The sequence below is a fragment of the Pseudomonas sp. RA_15y_Pfl2_54 genome (assembly GCF_963971015.1).
Classification (GTDB): Bacteria; Pseudomonadota; Gammaproteobacteria; order Pseudomonadales; family Pseudomonadaceae; genus Aquipseudomonas; species Aquipseudomonas baetica_A.
The window spans coordinates 1-18,152 of the sequence record NZ_CAXAPN010000020.1; the positions used below are offsets into that span (position 1 = coordinate 1).

The following is an 18,152-nucleotide window of genomic DNA, read 5'->3' on the forward strand; positions in this document are numbered from 1 at the left end:
TACCCAAGCACTGGTCGCACTAGCCCGCAAGCTTGCCCGGGTGGTATTTGCTCTGTTGAAAAACCAGAGCGAATACTCACCTAAAGCGGTTTAGGGGCTAGGCATGAACCATAGAATCTCCCACAGGTTTAAGTGATCAAGCTTGCAGGCCGAGAATGTCGCGAGCCACAGCTTCGGCGATGCGAATGCCATCCACACCCGCCGACAGAATCCCGCCCGCGTAACCCGCGCCTTCACCGGCCGGGAACAGGCCTTTGACGTTCATGCTCTGCAACGACTCGTTGCGGGTAATGCGCAACGGCGACGATGTACGGGTTTCAATCCCGGTCAGCACCGCATCGTGCAGCGAATAACCGCGAATCTGTTTCTCGAACGCCGGCAACGCTTCACGAATGGCTTCAATGGCGAAGTCCGGCAAAGCCAGCGCCAGATCGCCGAGCGCTACGCCCGGTTTATAGGACGGTTCAACTTCACCCAGTTCGGTCGAAGGTGTGCCATTGATGAAGTCACCCACCAATTGCGCCGGGGCCTTGTAGTCGCTGCCGCCGAGAATGAACGCGTGGGACTCCAGGCGTTCCTGCAACTCGATCCCGGCCAGCGGTCCGCCCGGATAATCGACTTCCGGGGTGATGCCGACGACGATGCCGGAGTTGGCGTTGCGCTCGTTACGCGAGTATTGGCTCATGCCGTTGGTGACCACCCGGTTCGGCTCGGAAGTTGCCGCTACCACCGTGCCGCCCGGGCACATGCAGAAGCTGTAGACCGAACGACCGTTCTTGGCGTGGTGCACCAGTTTGTAATCGGCGGCGCCGAGTTTTGGATGGCCGGCGTATTTGCCCAGTCGCGCACGGTCGATCAGCGATTGCGGGTGTTCGATACGGAAACCCACCGAGAACGGCTTGGCTTCCATGAATACGCCGCGCCCGTGGAGCATGCGGAAGGTGTCACGGGCGCTGTGGCCCAGAGCCAGAACCACGTGCCTGGAATGCAAGGTTTCGCCGCTGCCCAACTCGACGCCGACCACTTGGCCGTCTTCGATCAGGACATCGGTGACGCGCTCCTGGAAGCGCACTTCACCACCCAGGGCGCGGATCTCTTCACGCATGGTCTCGACCATACCGGTCAGGCGGAACGTACCGATGTGCGGTTTGCTGACGTAGAGGATTTCTTCCGGTGCGCCGGCCTTGACGAACTCGTGCAGCACTTTGCGGCCAAGGAACTTCGGATCCTTGATCTGGCTGTACAGTTTGCCGTCGGAGAACGTGCCCGCGCCGCCTTCGCCGAACTGCACGTTGGATTCGGGGTTGAGCACGCTTTTACGCCACAGGCCCCAGGTGTCCTTGGTGCGCTGGCGCACTTCGGTGCCGCGCTCGAGGATGATCGGCTTGAAGCCCATTTGCGCCAGCAGCAAGCCGGCGAATATGCCGCACGGGCCGAAGCCGACCACGATCGGGCGTTGACTCAGATCGCTCGGCGCCTGGCCGACGAACTTGTAGCTGACATCCGGCGCCACGTTGACGTTACGGTCATCGGCGAACTTGCCCAGCACCTTGGCCTCGTCGCGTACGTTGAGGTCGATGGTGTAGATGAAGCACAGTTCGGAGGACTTTTTGCGCGCATCGTAGCTGCGCTTGAACAAGGTGAAATCGAGCAAGTCATCGCTGGCGATGCCCAGGCGTTGCACGATGGCGACGCGCAGGTCTTCTTCGGGATGATCGATTGGCAGCTTGAGTTCAGTGATTCGTAACATGGCGAGGATCCGGGTTCGCGGGGCGCACAACTGCGCCAGGGCGTTTGAAGGCCGCGATTATAAGCCGCAAAGGCCGGATCCGGTGAGGCAAAAACGCTCAGTCGTTGCGCGATCCGCCGAAATACCCGCAGCCTCGCTGCACTTTGCCATCGATACGCAACTCGGCACTCATGTGTTGCACGCTGCCGGTATGGCTGTCGACACAGCGTTGTGGCGCAACCCACAATTCGATGCGTTGATTGTTGGCTTCGCTGCTGAGATTGAAGCGGCCGTCGCCCAATTGCTCCTCAACATAAGGCACGGCGAGCGGTGGTTGACCTTCGCGTTCGATGACCATGCCTCGACCGCTGACCTTGGCGTTCCATTCCGGGCCGTGGCCGGCGGCGCGCAGGATCAGCAATTTGAAATTGGGATCATCACAAGCCGTGCCGGAACGCTCGACGCGATAGAGTTGAGTCAGGTCGAGGCGCTCGCCGACAGTTTTCCCGCGTACGTCGGCGAACAGTTTGCCTTGCTCGTCGGCGAGGGTCGCTGCCTCTTGCAGGATGCTGGTGCCGCCAATGTCGTTGACCACGAACCGGCGCTGATCCTGGCACGGCTGGAACACCAGTTTGCCGTCGGCAGCAGTCAGTTGCCCCTGCATCCGCGTCTGGCCGACATGGAAGGCACTTTGTCGCGGGCCATCAAGCAACTGGCAGGCGGCGAACAACGGCAGCAGGGCAACAAGGACTAACGAACGGGCAACACGCATCTTCGGCTCTCCAGACAAGTGCGGCCACGTTACGCAGGCTGACCGTTGATCACAAGGGTTTAGCCCACGCGAAACGTCTGACCGGTTTGCAGGCCTTCGACACTTTTTGCGTAGGCCAACGCCACATCCGCCGCAGGAACCGGTTTGTAGCCTCGGAAATACGGGGCGTAGCTGCCCATGGCTTCGAGCAACACGGTCGGGCTGATCGAGTTCACGCGCAGACCGCGTGGCAATTCGATAGCCGCCGCGCGCACGAAGCTGTCCAGTGCGCCGTTGACCAGTGCGGCCGAGGCGCCATTGGGGATCGGATCGTGGCTGAGCACGCCGGTGGTGAAGGTAAACGAAGCGCCGTCATTGGCAAATTCACGGCCGATCAGTAACAGGTTGACCTGGCCCATCAGTTTGTCCTTGAGGCCAAGCGCGAAGCTGTCTTCGGTCATCTCATCCAACGGGGCAAAGGTCACATTGCCCGCAGCACAGACCAGCGCATCGAACTTTCCGGTCTGTTCGAACAGGTTGCGGATCGACGCGCTGTCGCTGATATCCACTTGCAAATCACCGCTGTTGCGACCGATACGAATGACTTCGTGGCGCTGCGAGAGTTCGTTGTCTACGGCTGAGCCGATGGTGCCGCCCGCGCCTATCAACAGAATTTTCATCGAACTGTGCCTCAAGTAATTGAACGAGGTTTCAGTCTAGAGTGGTTTTTTCTGCGGATAAGCGTGCTAATGGGCAACCTTTGGTTTTCAAATGGAAACAATCCATGAGCGAAATGGATGATCTGGCCGCGTTTGCCGTGTTGATCGAGGCCGGTAGTTTCACTCTCGCAGCGCAGCAACTGGGCTGCAGCAAGGGGCAGTTGTCCAAGCGCATCAGTCAGTTGGAAGCGCAGTTTTGCGTGGTGCTGCTGCAACGCACGACTCGGCGTTTGAGCCTGACGGCGGCGGGTGCGGCGTTGTTGCCGCAAGCCCAAGCGTTAGTCATCCAGGTCGAAAGAGCGCGTCAGGCATTGGCGCGCTTGAAGGATGACATGGCCGGCCCGGTGCGCATGACCGTTCCGGTGTCGCTGGGAGAAACCTTCTTTGAGGGGCTTGTGTTGGAGTTCTCGCACAAATATCCCGAAGTGCAGATTGAGCTTGAGCTAAACAACAGCTATCGCGATTTGTCCCGGGACGGTTTCGATCTGGCAATCCGTAGCGACGTGACCAATGACGAACGACTGGTGGCCAAGCCGTTGCTGGCCTGGCAGGAAATGACCTGTGCCAGCCCCGCCTACCTCGAACGTTTCGGCGAGCCGACGACGCCGTTGGCACTCGCTGAACATCGGTGTTTGCTCAACAGCCACTACAGCGGTCGCGAGGAGTGGCTCTATCATCAGCATCACGAGTTGCTGCGGGTACGGGTGTCGGGGCCGTTCGCCAGCAATCATTACAATTTGCTCAAGAAAGCCGCGCTCACGGGGGCGGGGATCGCCCGGTTGCCTTCGTACCTGCTGCAAACGGAATTGGCTGACGGGCGATTGCGCTGGCTTCTGCGCGACTATCAGACCCGCCGTATGCCGATGTACCTGGTGCATCCGTATCAGGGGGGGCTGCCAAAGCGCACACAAGTGCTCGCCGATTATCTGATCGACTGGTTCAAACGCAGCGGCGAGGCGCTGGATCGGCTTCAGCGATAACGCTTGGCAATCAGGTGATCAATCGAGATTTTCCCCGGCCCGGTCGCCATCAGATACAGCAACACCGCCGCCCAGGTACCGTGAGTCGGGTAGGCATCCGGGTACACAAAGAGCTGAATGGTCAGGGTCATGCCCAGCAGCGCCAGCGCCGAAAACCGTGTGGCGAAGCCGATCAGAATCAGGATTGGAAAGAAGTGCTCGGCGAACGCGGCCATGTGCGCGGCGATTTCCGGCGACAGCAGCGGTACGTGGTATTCGCTCTTGAACAAGGGGATCGTCGAGTCGGCCAACCGTGGCCAGCCAAGTTCAAAGGTGCCATCGATCAAGTCGATGGCCAGCCCCTGGACCTTGGTCTGCCCTGATTTCCAGAACACCGCGGCAATCGAAAAGCGAGCAATGAAGGCAATCAGGCTGTGCGGGATTTTTTCCAGCAGCGTGATGGCGGCAGTGATGAGGTTGTTCATGGGCACTCCTTGTTGTTGTGCAAATGGCTGATGGCGTTGTGGGCGATCAGCAGCGCCAGAGTTTGGCTGAGGTCGAACGCAGGGCTGTTTTCCACGGCTGCCAGTAGGGGATGGCCGTCGATCAGATTGCCGATAAACGCCCTGGCGCCGTGTTCAAGGACAAAGACTTCAACGTCGAGACCGTTGCGCAGCACCAAGGCGTGTTGTCCCTGGCTGATGTGGATGCCTTCGAGCGTCCCGTCGTGTTGATGCGCAGCCCAGATCGCGACCACGGCATAGGCTGAATCGAGCAGGTGCACTGACGGATGCAGTTGGAAACACAGCTCGCCCAGACCTTGCGGGTTGGCGAGGGCTGCGCTGATCTGCTCATGTTGCACCGGGGCTGCGTCGGCGGCGTGATAGGCGAGGGTGCGCAAGCGTTCAAGCCGTGCGACGTCGGCCAGATACGGCACGCTGGAGGCCGGTTCAAACGTGGCGATGAAGTCCGCCAGACCTGCACCGTAGCGGCTCATCAGCGGACTGTCAGGCGGCTGGCGCTGTATGAAAATGGCCGCCATGGCACGGAAAAACGCCTCACCGACCAATTGCGCAACCACCGGGTAGCTGTCAGCCAGTGCGTTGATCAATGAACTTTGCACATTGTTGCGATACACCGAAAAACGACTCGCTGGATCGGCGCCGTTGGCGCTGCACAGGCCCTCTGGGCAAGGTAACTGTGGGTCAAGTAGCGCAGCGCTTAACGCCGCTTGAGTGCTCATGGCTGACTCCCGACGTGCGTCAAAAGGTCATCGGCCTGCTGCGCCTCGGCCAGCAAAACATCGAACGCCGGCACCTGATTGTCACGTTCGATCAACGTTGCCACTGGGCCGATACGCTCCAGCACTTGCCGGTACAAACCCCAGACGGCTTGATCGATCGGTGCGCCGTGATCATCGATCAGCAAACGCTCGCCGAGGCTGTCGCTATCTTCGGCGAAACCGGCCAGATGAATCTCGCCAACCGCCTGCAGCGGCAGGGCATCGAGATAGGTCAGCGGATCACGCTGATGGTTCACACACGACACATGGATGTTGTTGACGTCCAGCAACAGACCGCAGCCGCTACGGCGGATGACTTCAGCGATGAAGTCGGGTTCGTCGATGCTTGAGCGCTGAAACGCCAGATAGGTCGCCGGATTCTCCAGCAACATGGGGCGTTTGAGGGTGTTCTGTACCTGATCGATATGGTCGCAGACGCGGTTCAGCGTCGGCATGTCATACGCCAGCGGCAACAGGTCATTGAGGAACACCGGGCCGTGGCTCGACCAGGCCAGATGTTCGGAAAAGGATTGGGGTTGATAACGCTCGATCAGCACGGCCAGTCGTTGCAGATGTTGGTCGTCCAGTGCGCCTTCGGCGCCAATGGACAACCCGACACCATGCAGTGACAGCGGATACTGCTGGCGAATCAAACCGAGAAAATGATGAAACGGACCGCCGGCCACCATGTAGTTTTCGGCGTGGACTTCGAAGAAACCGATGTCCGGCAAGGAACCGAGCACTTCACGAAAGTGCCCGGTCTTGAGCCCCAGCCCGGCACGGGCAGGGAGCCCGGTGTGGGCTGCCTGAGTGCAGGGGAGGGCAGGCTCGGGGGATGTGAACATGATTGTCACTCAGGCAGACCGGTTATCAGGACTTGGCTTTGAAGGCTTCCATCTGACCGAATCCGGTCGGCGAGGTTTTGCTTTCGGTGGTGGCGCAGGTGCCTTTCGGAACGAGTTTCCAGGCATTGGCCTGGTAGTCCATTTTGGATGTGCCGGCGCAAGTGGTGCCTGCACCTGCGGCACAATCGTTTTGACCTTTCATGGCTACGCCGAAGCATTTTTCCATGTCATCGGCAGCGTGGGCGGTGGAAACGGCGGCGATGTTCAGGGCAGAACCGAGGGCCAGAACCAGGGCAGTGGCGGACAGGGTGCGAGTGGTAGCAGTCATGATGTTTCTCCAGTCTTGTTCAGGTTTTTACAAGCGTTTTTTCCGCTTGCTTACCCCTCTAGAGAAAGCTCATGGCAATGCGTTACAGCCCACCGCAAATCTTTTTAGGCGTTGTCGCAGCGGTAGCCCCTGCAGGGGGCGCGTATCGAGATGTGTTCTATAGTGATTTTAGAGGCCCATCGAGGCGGGCCTATTTACCAGGACGGTATCTCATGACAAAGGATCGCTCGCCTTCAGTTGTTCTATGGCGCAGGACTGCATCCCTGGCTTTGGCCTGCACGTTGCCCTTGATGTTCTCGACGGTCGCAGCCCAAACCGTCTCCGATCCGCTGGACACGCTCAGGCGCATCAACCACAACTACAACACCCTCAAGGATGCCTGCCAGGAACCCGATACCGGCGCCGCACGCGGTCTCTATTATTGCAGTGGCGTGACCTTGCGCATGGTCAATGACGGGCCGTTCAACCCTTGGGATTACAGCCCTTACGCGATCAAGATCGGCGCGACGTCCTACTCGTGGATCCGCAAGGACCTGAGCACGCGAATCCTCATTCACCCCGCCGGGTTGGTCCTGCGCACGCCAACCGATGCTGCGGCTTTGAACTTGCCGGTCAAGGAGCAGGGTTTCACCTGTATCTACGCCTTCGATGGCGGTACCGGGCCTGAGCGCAAATGGTACGGCTGCGGTTTCTTCGACAGCCGCGAACCACCGCGTGCCGCGCAAGGCGTGATGAACAACCGCAATGCCGCGTTGGCCTACGGTACCTGTGCAGAAGCGGGCGTCACCACTGCCGAGCAATGGACACAGAAATACACCGGGCTGATGAAAGGGCCGATCCAGTACGGCCAATGTTCCTGGAACGCGGAGAAAACCAGCGACTGGCACGCGATGATCCGGGTGCACGAATCCCGGCCCAGTACCACCAACAAGGATCCTTTTTCCTTCAGTGGCCAGGTCAACGAGTTCATGTTGAAAAATGCCACGGCGACCCGCGACGGCAGCGAAAACATGAAGTACATCGATGCCTTCATCTACAACGTCAACAGCACGCAAAACTTCGCCACTCGCGGTGATCAGGCGCCGCCGAAACCCGAGAATGGCCTGAACAGTGCGCGCAATTTTCAAAAGAAACTTCAGACCCAAGGCTACAGCGTGCCGATCCTGCGACTGGACTTCACTAAGCCGGCAGCGGAGCGCTTCAGCTACGTGGCGGCGGATCAGGCGATCGACGAAATGGTGGTGGCGGGTGTTCCTGCGCCCAAGTACATCGCCGCAGCGACGTGGATCGAGCGTTACGACCCCGGCAGAAAGAAAAACGAATGGTCGCTCAAGGTCACGCCCACCGCTCAAGGCCAGGCGATTCAGGCCAGTGATCAAGAGGCTTTGTACAAGGAGCTGTTTGCGCTGCGTGGCGCCGACAGCCAGTGGCGCGATTACGAAAAATCGGCGGGCAGCATGCGTGGTCAACTCAGTTGCCTGATCCAGAACTATCCGGCCAAAACCCAATGGAACCTTGAACCGTTCCGTCCCAATGTGAGCCCGCAGGACTCAGCGAAAGCCGGCTGCAATCCGCTGGCGCCCACCGCGGCGCAATACATCGCTTCTGCCGACTGGATCAAACGCTACGACCCTGGCACCCGTCAGGATGAGTGGAGCCTGAGCATCGTGCCGACGGCGGTGGGGCGCGCAATGCCCAGCGAGCAGGTCGGCGCTTTGTACGACCAGTTGTTCGCCCTCAGGGGCTCGGACAGTCGCTGGCGCGATAACGAAACGTCCGTCGGCAGCATGCGTCAGCAATTGAACTGCGTGCTGGTCAATTACCGCAACAAGACGCCGTGGAATCTCGAGCCGTTCCGGCCGGCGTTATCGGACAGCGAAACCCGGGCAGCGGGTTGTAATCCTGTCCCGCGTTGAAGGTGTGTGTTGGCTAATCAAGGAGATGCAAGCCATGCAAAAACGTTTGAACACAATCGCGCCATTGCTCTTGTTACCGCTGCTGGTGCAGGCGACATGGGCCAATGCCGAGTCATGCGACGAGACCCTGAAAAAGGTCGAAACGTTGTACAACAAAACCGTCGACAGCTGCGGTCAGGATCCCGCCTCGGACTGTTCGGGATTGTTGGTGCGCGGCACGCACCGTGCCGATCCGGCCAAGGGGCAGAAGTGGGATGTGTGGAATCCCAGCCCGAAAGCGCTGGAACTGGGCACATTCGCCGCCTCTTATATGCGTGCCGACGGCATCAGTTATGAAGACCCCGGCATGAGCACGCAGAACGGCTACCTGATTACGCCGAGGGATCTGGTACGCGACCCTGAAACGCCGGTGCATGTCTATTGCGCGTTTCCCAACGACGCCTGGACTGATTTTCGCAACGACCGTGGCTGTGGCGACAACAAAAACACCGCCCCGACCGAGGCGGTCTGCCAGGCCATGAAGCCGCCGATTGCGACGCCGAATGCCTGGGTGGCGCACTTTACCCAGTACAACAACAACCGTCAGCAGGACCAGTTGCAGTGCGGTTTCAATATGCGCAATCCCATGAGCAGCAAGGAGCGGGTCGACGCCTTTCGCAACTTCATGGGCGCACGCAAAGTCATCAACAGCCGTGAGTTTCAGACGCAGACGGAGTTGCGCCTGGGCAACCCGAAAACTGACGAATTGCCGATTCTGGCGTTTTTCTACAGTGACCAGCGCGGCTTGAACGATGCCATGGCCAACCAGCGCGACTACAAGGCCAAGACCGGCAAGGATCGCAACATCATCAAGATCGATTTCCCGAGAACCCCGGTCGGCAAGGCCAGCTTCTCGTGCATCCAGGCCGCCACGCCAGCGGCGCCGAAGTTCTGCGAAAAATACATCGAGTCGAGCACTTGGGTGCAACGTCCCGACCCGAAACTGGGACCGAACACCTGGTCACTGCAAGTCGTGCCGACCGCGTGCGGTCGAGCGATCAAGGATGATCAGACTGACCGGATGTTTGCCGAGTTGTACAACAAACACAAAGACGATCAGCAATGGCGGCAGTACAGCGTCAACGGCGGGTCGTTGCGGCGGCAGATGGTTTGCCACCTCGCGGCAACCTATGAGGGCAAGCCTGTGCGCAACAAACCCGAGTGGAACCTTGAGCCGGCGCGTCCTTACGTCGATCAGGCCACTGCCGTGGCCCAACACTGCAACCCTTATTAACGGCTTTTGATTTTGTGAGGGCGGTGGGTTGAAGGTTTGTAGCGCGCACAAAAAAACGGCCCGAAGGCCGTTTTCCTGTTTCGCGAAAGGCCTCAACCGCCCAGATACGCCTCGCGTACTTTCGGGTCGGTCAGCAGCGCTTCACCGGTGCCTTGCATCACTACGCGGCCGTTCTCCAGAACGTACGCACGATCAGCGATTTTCAAAGCCTGGTTGGCATTCTGCTCGACCAGGAACACCGTCACACCGTCCTTGCGCAGCATTTCGATGATGTCGAAAATCTGCTGGATGATGATCGGTGCCAGGCCCAGCGACGGCTCGTCGAGCAGCAGCAGTTTGGGCTTGCTCATCAGCGCACGGCCGATGGCGAGCATTTGCTGTTCGCCGCCGGACATGGTGCCGCCACGCTGGTTGAAGCGTTCTTTCAGGCGTGGGAAAAGGCCGAGAACCTTGTCCATCTGTTCCTGATAGTCGCCCTTGTCGGTGAAGAAGCCGCCCATGGACAGGTTTTCTTCAACGGTCAGACGGGCGAACACCCGACGACCTTCCGGCACCACCGCGATGCTCTTGCGCATGATCTGCGACGAGTCCTGGCCGACCAGTTCCTCACCCATGTAGCGGATGCTGCCGCTGTGGGCTTGCGGCGAGCCGCACAGCGTCATCAGCAGCGTGGACTTGCCGGCACCGTTGGCGCCGATCAGGGTCACGATCTCGCCCTGACGGACTTCGACGTTGACGCTGTGCAGGGCCTGGATCTTGCCGTAGAAGGTGGAAACGTTTTCGAACTGCAGCATTTACGCTTCCCCCAGGTAGGCTTTGATCACTTCAGGATTGTCGCGGATCTGTTCCGGCGTGCCGTCAGCCAGAGGTGTGCCCTGGTTGATCACGACGATATGGTCGGAAATGCTCATGACCAGTTTCATGTCGTGTTCGATCAGCAGCACGGTCACGTTGTGCTCTTCGCGCAGCACGCTGATCAGCGCCTTGAGGTCTTCGGTTTCCTTTGGGTTCAGGCCGGCGGCCGGTTCGTCGAGCATGAGGATCCGCGGGCGGGTCATCATGCAGCGGGCGATTTCCAGACGACGTTGCTGACCGTAGGCCAGGGTGCCGGCGCTCCGGTTGGCGAACTCTTTGAGGTTGACCTTTTCCAGCCAGTACTCGGCAAACTCCATCGCCTCGCGTTCGCTTTTGCGGAACGCCGGGGTCTTGAACAGGCCGGACAGGAAGTTGGTGTTCAGGTGACGGTGCTGAGCGATCAACAGGTTCTCGATCGCCGTCATGTCTTTGAACAGTCGCACGTTCTGGAAGGTACGAACCACGCCTTTGAGGGCGATCTTGTGACCCGGCAGGCCCTGAATCGGCTCGCCGTCAAGCAGGATGCTGCCGCCGGTGGGCTGATAGAAACCGGTCAGGCAGTTGAACACGGTGGTCTTGCCCGCGCCGTTCGGCCCGATCAGTGCAACCACCTGTTTTTCCTTCACCGTCAGCGCCACGCCGTTGACCGCCAGCAAGCCACCGAAGCGCATGCTCAGATTTTCGACTTTAAGGATCTCGCGGCTCATTTGCTCAGCTCCATGTGGGGGCGTTGCATCGGCAGCAGACCTTGTGGACGCCAGATCATCATCAACACCATCAGGGCACCGAACATCAACATGCGGTACTCGCTGAACTCACGCATCATTTCCGGCAACAGGATCATCACCACGGCCGCGAGGATCACGCCCAGTTGCGAGCCCATGCCACCGAGCACCACGATGGCGAGGATGATCGCCGACTCGATGAAGGTGAACGATTCCGGCGTTACCAAGCCCTGACGGGCGGCGAAGAAGCTGCCGGCGAAACCGGCGAACGCGGCCCCCAGCGTAAACGCCGAAAGCTTGATCACGGTCGGGTTCAGACCCAGCGCGCGGCAGGCAATTTCGTCTTCACGCAGCGCTTCCCATGCACGACCGATCGGCATGCGCAGCAAGCGGTTGATGACGAACAGCGCGGCCAGTGCCAGCAGCAACGCCACCAGGTACAGGAAAATCACCTTGTTGATCGAGTTGTACTGCAGGCCGAAATACTCGTGGAAGGTCTGCATACCTTCTGCCGCCTTGCGTTCGAAGGTCAGGCCGAAGAACGTTGGCTTCTCGATGTTGCTGATGCCGTTCGGGCCACCGGTGATGTCGGTCAGGTTACGCAGGAACAGACGGATGATCTCGCCGAAGCCGAGGGTCACGATCGCCAGATAGTCACCGCGCAGACGCAATACCGGGAAGCCCAGCAGGAAGCCGAACGTCGCCGCCATCAGGCCGGCAATCGGCAGGCAGATCCAGAAGCTCAGGCCATAGTAGTGCGACAGCAGCGCGTAGCTGTAGGCACCGACGGCGTAGAAGCCGACGTAACCCAGGTCGAGCAGACCGGCCAGACCGACCACGATGTTCAGGCCAAGGCCGAGCATCACGTAGATCAGGATCAGCGTTGCGATGTCCACCGCGCCACGGGAGCCGAAGAACGGCCAGACCAGCGCGCCAAGGATCAGCGCGATGATGATGTAGCGTTGGGTGGTCGGCAGGGTCAGGAAGTTACTGGCCTTGGCCGGGATCAGCGGCATGCCGGGCGAGGACTTCCACGCCTTGCTGATCTGCTGGTTGAACAGCACACGCAGGAACATCAGCACCGAGCAAATGGCGATGGTCGCCAGAATGGCCGGGCTGGTGTTATGCACTTCAAGGTTGATGCCGACGATGGTCAGTTTCAGACCCAGTACCGGGTAGGCCACAGCCCACACCAGCAAAGCGCTGAACAGCGCCTGTTTAAGATTCCTAGTCATACTTTCTCAACCTCCGGACGGCCCAGAATGCCGGTCGGACGGAACAACAGCACCAGAACCAACAAGCCGAAAGCCACGACGTCCTTGTACTGGTCGCCGAAGATATCGGCACCAAAGGCTTCCGCCACCCCAAGCACCAGCCCGCCGAGCATGGCGCCGGGAATGCTGCCGATGCCGCCCAGTACCGCAGCGGTGAAGGCTTTGAGGCCGACCAGGAAACCGGCGTTCGGGTTGATCACGCCGTATTGCATGCTCAGCAGCACGGCCGCGATGGCCGCCAGCGCAGCACCAATGACGAAGGTCAGGGCGATGATGTTGTTGGTGTTGATGCCGAGCAGGTTGGCCATCTTGATGTCTTCGGCGCAGGCGCGGCAGGCGCGACCCAGGCGAGAGCGGGAGATGAACAGCGTCAGGCCGAGCATGGCGATGAGGGTCACCACGAACACCACGATTTGCATGTAGGAAATCAGCACTTCATGTGCGCCACCTGGCCCGAAAGTAATGTTGCCCGGAATCAGGTTGGGGATGGATTTGTCCTTGGAGTCTTGCGCCAGCAGAACCGTGTTCTGCAGGAAGATCGACATACCGATGGCGGAAATCAGCGGAATCAAACGGTTGCTGCCGCGCAGGGGGCGGTAGGCGATCCGTTCGATGCTGTAACCGAAGGAACTTGTCACGACGATGCTCGCGATGAAAGCGGCGGTCATCAACAGCGGGACGTTGTCGATTCCCATCATGGCCAGCCCGGCGATGGCGATGAACGCCACGTAGGAACCGATCATGTACACCTCGCCATGGGCGAAGTTGATCATTCCAATGATGCCGTAGACCATCGTATAGCCGATGGCAATCAGGGCATACGTGCTGCCAATGGTCAGACCATTAACCAGCTGCTGGAAGAAGTGATAGAGGTCAGGCATTACAACGCTCCTAAAAACCTGATACGCATTTCACTGGTGGAGTCATTTTCCCGCCCGGCCCCGTGGATCTTTATCCACTTCGAATCCGGGTTTTGCCAGCGAACCGCTGATGACGGTTTTGAGATTTTCAGGTGGGGAGACTGGCGGATCACGCCAGCGCGGCCCATACATTCGTAAAACAAAGCCCACGGCACGCCGTGGGCTTTATTGGCAGTCAGTCAGGCAGGGCCTTACTGAGGCGAAGCTTCAGTTTTTGGTTTGCCGAAGTGCCACTCGTAAACCACAAATTTGAAGTCCTTCAGGTCGCCCTTGGCGTCAAAGCTCAGATCGCCGGTCGGGGTTTTGAAGGTGCCAGCGTGGATGGCTTCAGCCACTTTGGCAGTGTCTTCGCTCTTGGCGGCAGCGATACCGCCGGCAATCACTTCAACAGCCGAGTAGGACGGGAATACGAACGGGCCGCTCGGGTCTTCTTTCTTCGCCTTGAAGGCATCAGCCAGGGCGACGTTGGCCGGATCCTGGTCGAAGGATTTCGGCAGGGTTACCAGCAGACCTTCGGAAGCGTCTTTGGCGATCTGCGAAATGGAGTCGTTACCCACGCCTTCTGGACCCATGAACCTGGCTTTCAGGCCTTTTTCAGCGGACTGACGCAGGATCAGACCCAGCTCTGGGTGGTAGCCGCCGTAGTAAACGAAGTCGACGTTGGCTTGCTTGAGTTTGGCGATGATCGAGGAGAAATCCTTGTCGCCGGCGTTGATGCCTTCGAACACGGCGACTTTCACGCCATCCTTCTCCAGCGTGGTTTTCACGGCGGTGGCAATGCCTTCACCGTATTGCTGCTTGTCGTGCAGAACAGCGACGACTTTCGGTTTGACGAACTTGGCGATGTAGTTACCGGCGGCAGGGCCCTGGGCGCTGTCCAGGCCGATGGTGCGGAAGACCATTTTGTAACCACGGGCGGTGATTTCCGGGCTGGTGGCAGCCGGGGTGATCATGATCACGCCTTCGTCTTCGTAGATGTCCGAAGCAGGCTGAGTGGAGCTGGAGCACAGGTGACCGACCACGAACTTCACGCCGTCGTTGACGACCTTGTTCGCGACCGCGACCGCTTGTTTCGGATCGCAGGCATCGTCGTATTCAACGGCTTCGAGCTTCTTGCCGTCGACGCCGCCCTTGGCGTTGATCTGTTCGATGGCCATTTTCGCGCCACTGAACTGCATGTCGCCGTATTGGGCTACTGGACCGGTTTTAGGACCGGCGATACCGATTTTGATGGTGTCAGCTGCGAACGAATGGCTGGCAACACCGGCCAGAACCATAGCGGCAAACAGTTTGGAAATCTGCTTAGTAGCCTTTGTCATAGTGCTCCACTCTTACTGTTGTAATTTTTTTGAGTTCTGGCGCCGTAGCAGCAGAACCGGGTCAGATATCTTTGCGATACCCTCCGGAAAATGCCCCCGGCAACTGTACCGGTACAGTGTAGAGCGCCAGTTGTAAGCCTGGGAAGCGGGCGCCGAGGGACAAAACCTGAGGGTGTCGCATTTTTGAATGAAAAAGACAGAATTGCGGCGGGGCGTTCGTGGGCATATATCCCAATCAGCAGCATTCCTTGGCGTTCCTGCTCTTTTCGTTCGGTGAAGCGATTTGCTACCGGGTTTTGCTGGCGGACCACCGACGTTATCATTCGCGTCGATTTCTTTTCCGGACAGTTCCCATGAATCAAGAACCTAGCACCCTCTATGCCAAGCTGCTTGGTGAAACCGCATCTATCACCTGGAAAGAGTTGGAGCCGTTCTTTGCCAAGGGTGCCCTATTGTGGGTCGACCCAAGCCTTGATTTGATCGCCGCTGCCGAGGCCGTGGCCTCGGACGATGGTGCCAAAGTGGCTGCCTGGCTGGCCGAAGACAAGGTCGCCAAGCTGTCTGAAACGCGGGCACTGGATATTTTCGAGCGTGACCCGGCGCTCTGGGCGGTGGTGGTTTCACCGTGGATTCTGATCCAGGAAAGGGCGCTTTCCACTGACGTCGCACCTTGATGGTGCGGACGGTCGTCAGCGAAAAGTGTGTAGCCGAGTAGCGTGATGGCACGTTGCCGTGAAGAAAGGCCACAAGCGAGGGTGGCATCACGGTGACGTAAACGTAACGGGAACAGTTTAGTAAGCAGCCTAACGGCTGCTTAATTGTTTCTGGATGTTGGAAAGGTTGAGATCTTCAGTGAACTTGAGGGCCTCTTCGCGAGCAAGCCCGCTCCCACATTTGGAATGCATTCCCCTGTGGGAGCGGGCTTGCTCGCGAAAGGGGCGACTCGGTTCTGGATCAGACCGAGTAAGTCTTGCCCGTGTGGTTATTGAGGGAAATAACCTTGGTCTTGCCAATCCGGTGACGATAAATCTCACGCAGGTACTTGATCGCCTTCTTCACGCAATCGCGTGACAGGCGAATATCGTTGATCGAGACAAACTTCTCTTTGTCGTTGATCAACTCGCGATACTTCTTCTCATACATCGGTTTGATCGCGTACCAGTTGGTGTCGAGGATCTTCGCCGGGTTCTCGAACTCGTTGAGCAGTTCATCGATGCGGTCTTCGTCGAAGTCCTCATGGATGATGAAGTCGAGGATCGAATTGTCCAGCGTCTCGTCGAAACGGTACGGGTTTTTCGCAAAGCAGCGCTTGATGAACGCCACGATCAGCGTCAGGAAGTCATCCGACAGGCACGGGCTCTTGGCGATGAGGGTGGTCAGCGACAAGTTGGCCGAGGCACCGATCACCAGTGCGTAGCGCTTGAGCGTGGTGTTGGGGAACAGGCTGTTGAGGTGGGTCTTCAACCGGTTCAGGTCCATGTACGACAGCTTGTAGTCTTTTGGCAGCGAAACGATCGAGACCACCGACGAGCAGTTCTTGAAGAAGTGCAGGTCGTGCAGCGCGGCGGCGTCGTAGCCGGAGTTCTTGTACTGCTCCAGCGAGGCGCGATAACGCTTGGATTCGATCGGCAGCAAGCTGATGCCCTCGATCGCCTGGGTCACTTTGTTGAAGTGCGGCAGGTCGATCGAGCGGAAGAACAGATCGTCGATGTTCAGGCGCTGTGGTTCTTTGTCGAACACCTTGAACTTGTCGCTGCTCGGCGGCGGCGTTTCCGGCACCACCGATTCGGCATAGGCAATCGCCACCGGGCCGGCCAGACTCATGAACAGGTCGTTGGCGTCGAGGCGAATGGTTTCGCCGATGTCGATGCCGGCGCGGCGGAAATAGTTCTGGTCGTAGTCAGTCGTGACCGCCTGCGCCGTCAGAATGTTGAAGATCTGCTGCGAGATGTACTGGTTGGCGTGCTTCTCCATCGCATTGACATCAATGTTCTGGATGTTGCCGTCATCGCTTTCTTCGGCGTAACGCATGATGTCGTTGGAGATCAGCATCATTGCGTTCCATGGGCGGATACGGCCCATGACGCTGGCTTCGCTGCTGTCTTCATTGGCGAAGTTGTAGGAGAAATCCCATTCTTCCGACAGGTATTTGCACAGCAAGCGACCGGCGTTGATGTGCAGCGCCTCGGACATTTCGCTGCGGTGGTCGGAGATGTTCGGCAGCACGCAGATGCCGCTGGTGAAGATCGGCTCGAACACGAACGAATGCCCGCTCTTGCCGTCATGCTCGTCCATCGGCTTGGTGTCGAACGTCTTGTTCATGTACGAGTGCTGTTGGGCCAGGCCGAATTCCGAAGCCATGCCCGAACCGGTACCGCCGCCGGCACTGAAGATCGAAAAGTACAGACGCGACTGGTTGGCCTTGATGCCGCAGCTGTCGATCAGGTACGAGTGGATCATTTTCCAGTCAGGGCTGGAGAAACGCTGGGTGTCCTTGTTGAGGATGATCTTGGCCAGGTACTGGCCGAGGATCGGCGCGTTACCGGCGCCACCGGCGTGGACTTCAGACAAGTCCATGATCTTCATTTTGCTGTAGTCGCGCAGGAAGCCGCTTTTCTCGCCCTTGCGCGAGAAGCGGATGCGCCCGGCGATGTCTTTGTCGAGGTCGCCGAGCATCACCAGCGGCTCAACCAGGAACACCGGTTTGCTCGCCTTGTTCGGGCCGATCCGCAGGTTGTTTTTGATCCACTGAGCCGGGCTGTAGCCCTTTTCGGCGTAGCGCTTGTCCGGCGACAGGCGATCTTCGTTGTTGAATTCGTTGAGATAGAACTTGCGCGCGTTGTACACCAGCTCAGCGACATCGAGGGCGATGTTGGAGCCGCAGCGACCGAGGCCGATCAGGCACACCGACGGAAATTCCTGATCGTTGTGCTGCTCGTTGTCGCCTTCAAGGTGTGGCGGACGCGGGAACACCAGATCACGCAGGCCGTCGAGGTTGTCCAGGATACGGTCGGTATTGGTTTCGGTGAAGTACAGGTATTGCTGGGTCGACAGCGGGCGCGAGGGAACCAATGGCTTGGACGATGACGGGCTGTTCGCAGCGGGGCTCGCGGTCAGATCGGATACCGCTGTGGCGGGATTGTTTTTAGAAGTCATTGTGCGCCATATACCTGGACTGGGTCGGCTCGATAACCAATGTCAGCGAACCTCACGGAATAAGATCTCGCGTCTTTTTTGCGCGAATTGAGCCCGAGCGC

General features: G+C 58.8%; 17 protein-coding genes. 4 read left to right on the forward strand and 13 right to left on the reverse strand.

All coding sequences use genetic code 11. From position 1 onward, the window contains the following. Nucleotides 1-136 precede the first annotated feature (136 nt). The 3 genes from AACY50_RS15820 to AACY50_RS15830 form a co-directional block, all read right to left on the reverse strand. Nucleotides 137-1,750: an NAD(P)/FAD-dependent oxidoreductase gene (locus tag AACY50_RS15820; RefSeq protein ID WP_339430643.1), complete on the reverse strand. Its 1,614-nt coding sequence runs from the start codon at nucleotides 1,748-1,750 to the stop codon at nucleotides 137-139. Nucleotides 1,751-1,847: 97 nt separating this feature from the next. Continuing rightward, nucleotides 1,848-2,501 (reverse strand): COG3650 family protein, encoded by a 654-nt coding sequence (locus AACY50_RS15825; protein WP_339430644.1) that lies wholly within the window; start codon nucleotides 2,499-2,501, stop codon nucleotides 1,848-1,850. 59 nt (nucleotides 2,502-2,560) lie between these two features. After that, nucleotides 2,561-3,160: a short chain dehydrogenase gene (locus tag AACY50_RS15830; RefSeq protein WP_339538824.1), complete on the reverse strand. Its 600-nt coding sequence runs from the start codon at nucleotides 3,158-3,160 to the stop codon at nucleotides 2,561-2,563. A gap of 104 nt (nucleotides 3,161-3,264) precedes the next feature. Between AACY50_RS15830 and AACY50_RS15835 the strand changes: the two genes are divergently transcribed. Next, entirely contained in the window at nucleotides 3,265-4,179 is a 915-nt protein-coding gene (locus AACY50_RS15835) for a LysR family transcriptional regulator (RefSeq protein ID WP_339464422.1), read from the forward strand. Here the strand turns inward: AACY50_RS15835 and AACY50_RS15840 are convergent. From AACY50_RS15840 to AACY50_RS15855, 4 genes are read right to left on the reverse strand one after another with little or no spacing between them, the layout of a single operon-like run. Further along, on the reverse strand, nucleotides 4,170-4,643 hold the full coding sequence (locus AACY50_RS15840; RefSeq protein ID WP_339538825.1) for a DoxX family protein: 474 nt from the start codon (nucleotides 4,641-4,643) through the stop codon (nucleotides 4,170-4,172). The two genes, AACY50_RS15835 and AACY50_RS15840, sit on opposite strands and share 10 nt — an antisense overlap. Beyond that, complete coding sequence (locus AACY50_RS15845) at nucleotides 4,640-5,401, reverse strand: HvfC/BufC N-terminal domain-containing protein (protein ID WP_339538826.1); 762 nt, start codon at nucleotides 5,399-5,401, stop codon at nucleotides 4,640-4,642. Before AACY50_RS15845 ends, AACY50_RS15840 begins: the two co-directional genes overlap by 4 nt. Next, nucleotides 5,398-6,285 carry an MNIO family bufferin maturase gene (bufB, locus tag AACY50_RS15850; RefSeq protein WP_339538827.1) on the reverse strand — a complete coding sequence of 296 codons (888 nt, stop codon included), beginning with the start codon at nucleotides 6,283-6,285 and terminating at the stop codon, nucleotides 5,398-5,400. The genes AACY50_RS15845 and bufB overlap by 4 nt, the downstream gene beginning before the upstream one ends. A 25-nt stretch (nucleotides 6,286-6,310) precedes the next feature. Continuing rightward, nucleotides 6,311-6,613: a BufA1 family periplasmic bufferin-type metallophore gene (locus tag AACY50_RS15855; protein WP_339493692.1), complete on the reverse strand. Its 303-nt coding sequence runs from the start codon at nucleotides 6,611-6,613 to the stop codon at nucleotides 6,311-6,313. Between the two features lie 212 nt (nucleotides 6,614-6,825). Here AACY50_RS15855 and AACY50_RS15860 point away from each other — a divergent pair, with 212 nt between their 5' ends. Both AACY50_RS15860 and AACY50_RS15865 read left to right on the forward strand, forming a co-directional pair. Beyond that, nucleotides 6,826-8,529 carry a DUF2599 domain-containing protein gene (locus AACY50_RS15860; RefSeq protein WP_339538828.1) on the forward strand — a complete coding sequence of 568 codons (1,704 nt, stop codon included), beginning with the start codon at nucleotides 6,826-6,828 and terminating at the stop codon, nucleotides 8,527-8,529. Nucleotides 8,530-8,563: 34 nt separating this feature from the next. Further along, a complete protein-coding gene (locus AACY50_RS15865; RefSeq protein ID WP_339430652.1) occupies nucleotides 8,564-9,802 on the forward strand; it encodes a DUF2599 domain-containing protein in 1,239 nt (412 codons plus the stop codon). A 92-nt stretch (nucleotides 9,803-9,894) separates the two neighbouring features. Here AACY50_RS15865 and AACY50_RS15870 read toward each other — a convergent pair whose 3' ends face one another. The 5 genes from AACY50_RS15870 to AACY50_RS15890 form a co-directional block, all read right to left on the reverse strand. Further along, complete coding sequence (locus AACY50_RS15870; RefSeq protein ID WP_008082262.1) at nucleotides 9,895-10,596, reverse strand: ABC transporter ATP-binding protein; 702 nt, start codon at nucleotides 10,594-10,596, stop codon at nucleotides 9,895-9,897. Then, nucleotides 10,597-11,364: a high-affinity branched-chain amino acid ABC transporter ATP-binding protein LivG gene (gene livG / locus AACY50_RS15875; protein ID WP_339430653.1), complete on the reverse strand. Its 768-nt coding sequence runs from the start codon at nucleotides 11,362-11,364 to the stop codon at nucleotides 10,597-10,599. Further along, nucleotides 11,361-12,617, reverse strand: a complete 1,257-nt coding sequence (locus AACY50_RS15880; protein WP_221731426.1) for a high-affinity branched-chain amino acid ABC transporter permease LivM — start codon at nucleotides 12,615-12,617, stop codon at nucleotides 11,361-11,363. The genes livG and AACY50_RS15880 overlap by 4 nt, the downstream gene beginning before the upstream one ends. After that, complete coding sequence (gene livH / locus AACY50_RS15885) at nucleotides 12,614-13,537, reverse strand: high-affinity branched-chain amino acid ABC transporter permease LivH (protein ID WP_339538829.1); 924 nt, start codon at nucleotides 13,535-13,537, stop codon at nucleotides 12,614-12,616. Before livH ends, AACY50_RS15880 begins: the two co-directional genes overlap by 4 nt. 230 nt (nucleotides 13,538-13,767) lie before the next feature. Next, on the reverse strand, nucleotides 13,768-14,895 hold the full coding sequence (locus AACY50_RS15890) for a branched-chain amino acid ABC transporter substrate-binding protein (RefSeq protein ID WP_339430654.1): 1,128 nt from the start codon (nucleotides 14,893-14,895) through the stop codon (nucleotides 13,768-13,770). A 353-nt stretch (nucleotides 14,896-15,248) separates the two neighbouring features. On the opposite strand from AACY50_RS15890, the gene AACY50_RS15895 reads away from it, so the two are divergent. Continuing rightward, a complete protein-coding gene (locus AACY50_RS15895) occupies nucleotides 15,249-15,569 on the forward strand; it encodes a DUF2288 domain-containing protein (RefSeq protein ID WP_339538830.1) in 321 nt (106 codons plus the stop codon). A 280-nt stretch (nucleotides 15,570-15,849) separates the two neighbouring features. On the opposite strand, the gene AACY50_RS15900 is transcribed toward AACY50_RS15895, so the two are convergent. Then, entirely contained in the window at nucleotides 15,850-18,051 is a 2,202-nt protein-coding gene (locus AACY50_RS15900; RefSeq protein WP_339538831.1) for a hypothetical protein, read from the reverse strand. Nucleotides 18,052-18,152 lie beyond the last annotated feature (101 nt).